The sequence below is a fragment of the Streptomyces sp. SID14436 genome, assembly GCF_010548465.1.
Taxonomy (GTDB): domain Bacteria; phylum Actinomycetota; class Actinomycetes; order Streptomycetales; family Streptomycetaceae; genus Streptomyces.
Genome location: NZ_JAAGMD010000060.1, coordinates 1 through 2,632, shown reverse-complemented (window position 1 = coordinate 2,632; position 2,632 = coordinate 1). Strand labels below are relative to the sequence as shown.

Sequence of the window (2,632 nt, the reverse complement as noted above, 5' to 3'; positions counted from 1 at the left end):
ACCGCACAGACGCAACCGCACAGACGCAACCGCCGGACGCGCCCTCCGCGTCCGCCGCACGACTTCACGGAGACGAGTACCTCATGGCCGCGAACAACCGCCGCATGTCCGGCAAGAAGGGCGCGCAGGTCGGCAGTGGCGGCCAGCGGCGCCGGGGCCTCGAAGGCAAGGGCCCCACGCCGCCCGCCGAGATGCGCAAGGGCCACGCCAAGCAGCGCGCCGCCCAGGCCAAGGCGCGCCGCGCCACGGGCCGCGCCCCGCAGCGCCGCGGCGGCCGCTCCGCCTCCGAGCTGGTCGTCGGCCGCAACCCGGTCGTCGAGGCGCTGCGCGAGGGCGTGCCCGCCTCCACGCTGTACGTGCAGCAGTTCATCGACAACGACGAGCGGGTGCGCGAGGCGCTCCAGCTCGCGGCCGACCGCGGCGGGATCAACCTCATGGAGGCCCCCCGCCCCGAGCTCGACCGGATGACCAACGGGCTGAACCACCAGGGCCTGGTCCTGCAGGTGCCGCCGTACGAGTACGCGCACCCCGAGGACCTGGTGGCGGGTGCCCACGACGAGGGTCAGGACCCGCTGATCGTCGCCCTCGACGGCGTGACCGACCCGCGCAACCTCGGTGCCGTCGTCCGTTCCGTCTCCGCCTTCGGCGGCCACGGGGTCGTCGTCCCCGAGCGGCGGGCCGCCGGGATGACCGCCGGTGCCTGGAAGACGTCCGCGGGCACGGCGGCGCGCACGCCCGTCGCCCGCGCCACCAACTTGACGCGCGCCCTGGAGGCGTACAAGAAGGCCGGGATCACGGTCGTCGGGCTGGCCGCCGACGGGGAGGCCGAGCTGGGCGAGCTGGCCGCGCTGGACGGCCCGGTCGTCATCGTCGTCGGCAGCGAGGGCAAGGGGCTGTCGCGGCTGGTCGGCGAGACCTGTGACGTCCGGGTGCGGATCCCGATGCCGGGCGGCGCCGAGTCGCTCAACGCCGGTGTCGCGGCGGGCATCGTGCTGTACGAGGTGGCCCGCCGCCGCGCCTGAACGCGCGTTCGGGCGTATCACCCACACGGTGTGTTCCCGGCGGTCCGGACCGGCTTGACGGGGTCCGGACACTTCCGGCCGGTCAAGGCAGTGTCCTAACCCCGTGTCACTCGGTTAGATGAGTGTGGACACCAGAACACCCCGCACACCCACGGGGGACCGCTCGTCGGGACTCGACGACGCTCCCGCGTTGAGCATGGTGAAGGTGCCGAGCGATCCGGCGCAGGTCATCGTCAATCACGCCAGCTTCCGCGTGCAGCTGGGCGTCTCGGCGCGGCGCGTCCAGTCACCGCGGATCGCACGGCACCTGAGCGCCGCCGAGGACACCGCCCGCATCCCCGTGGTCACCACCATGGGCGCGGCCGGTCCGGGCGCGCCCCGCCGCCGCCCCGTCGTCTGGAGCGGCCGGTCGGCCCCCGACGACACCGGCGCCCACCGTCTGCTCCAGGCCGTGCGGCACGACGGCGTCCGCCACGCCGACGAGGCCCTCACCGACGCCGGCGCCACCCAGGTCATCCCCCGCGTCGGCAGCGGCTACGGCTACGGCGACGACCCGGCCACCCTGGAGACGCCCGTCGTCGGCGCCCAGCGCACCCACGGCGGCGGCCCCCTGCTGCCGCCCATGCGCACGGTCGGCAGCGCCTACGACGAACCGGGCTACGACGAACCGGCCTACGGCGACGACGCGTTCGAGGACACGGGCGCGCGGCCCGTCGTCACGGACGAGCACGCCGGACCCCGCACCCGGCGCCACGGCGACGACCCGGCCCGGCACGCCTACTACCCCGGCCGCCGGATGAACCTCGGTGTCGTGCTGCTCCCGCTGCGCGTCTTCCTCGGCTTCATCTCCATCTACGCCGGCATGGGCAAGCTGTGCGACCCCGTCTACTTCGACGGCGGCAAGCGCGGCTCCATGGTCACCTGGCTGAACACCCTGCACCCCTGGGAAGTCGCCGAGCCGCTGCGGCAGTTCGCCCTCGAACACCCCGTCGGCTCCGGCCTCGTCATCGCCTTCCTCCAGGTCATCGTCGGCGTCCTCACCGTCCTCGGCTGCTGGCAGCGCGTGGCCGCCGTGGTCGGCGCCCTGCTCTCCGCCGCGCTGCTGGTCACGGTCAGCTGGAAGAGCGTCCCGGTCTACGACACGCCGGACATCATCTACCTCGCCGCCTGGTCGCCGCTGATCATCGCCGGGGCCCCGGTCTACTCCGTCGACGGCCGCCTGGCCGGCAGCGCCTGGCGGCGCCTCGGCCCCCGCGCCGACATCTGGGACCTGCGCCGCTACGTCCTGCGCCGCGGCACCCTCGTCACCGTCGTGGTCTGCGGGATCACCCTGCTCGTCGGCTCGCTGCTGGGCGGCGCCGTGCGCGACGCCGACCGTGTCGTCGTCCCCGGCCCGGGCGAGTCCCCGCGCAACGAACTGCCCGGCTCCCCGCTCCCGCAGGAGCCCGGCGCCACGCCGAAGAAGCGCACCCCGTCCGCGCCCGCCTCGCCCACCCGGGGCGCCACCGCCGGTACGGGCAGCCCGTCCGCCGGCACGACCACCCCGGGCGCGACGAAGGACACCGGCGCGGTCACCGGTGGCACGCCCAGCCAGACCCAGGGCAGCGCCG

2 protein-coding genes are annotated in these 2,632 nt (G+C 75.0%); both read left to right on the top strand.

Features of this window, described 5'->3' with window-relative positions:
* Window positions 1-83 precede the first annotated feature (83 nt).
* Window positions 84-1,022 carry a 23S rRNA (guanosine(2251)-2'-O)-methyltransferase RlmB gene (gene rlmB, locus G3I53_RS02115; protein ID WP_164347457.1) on the top strand — a complete coding sequence of 313 codons (939 nt, stop codon included), beginning with the start codon at window positions 84-86 and terminating at the stop codon, window positions 1,020-1,022.
* Window positions 1,023-1,140: 118 nt separating this feature from the next.
* Window positions 1,141-2,632: DoxX family protein (locus G3I53_RS02110; RefSeq protein WP_164437971.1), on the top strand; the 1,492-nt coding region annotated here is incomplete at its 3' end.

Bases quoted from the DNA above. Each gene is read 5' to 3' on its own strand.
- rlmB (WP_164347457.1), top strand. From the start codon at position 84: ATGGCCGCGAACAACCGCCGCATGTCCGGCAAGAAGGGCGCGCAGGTC.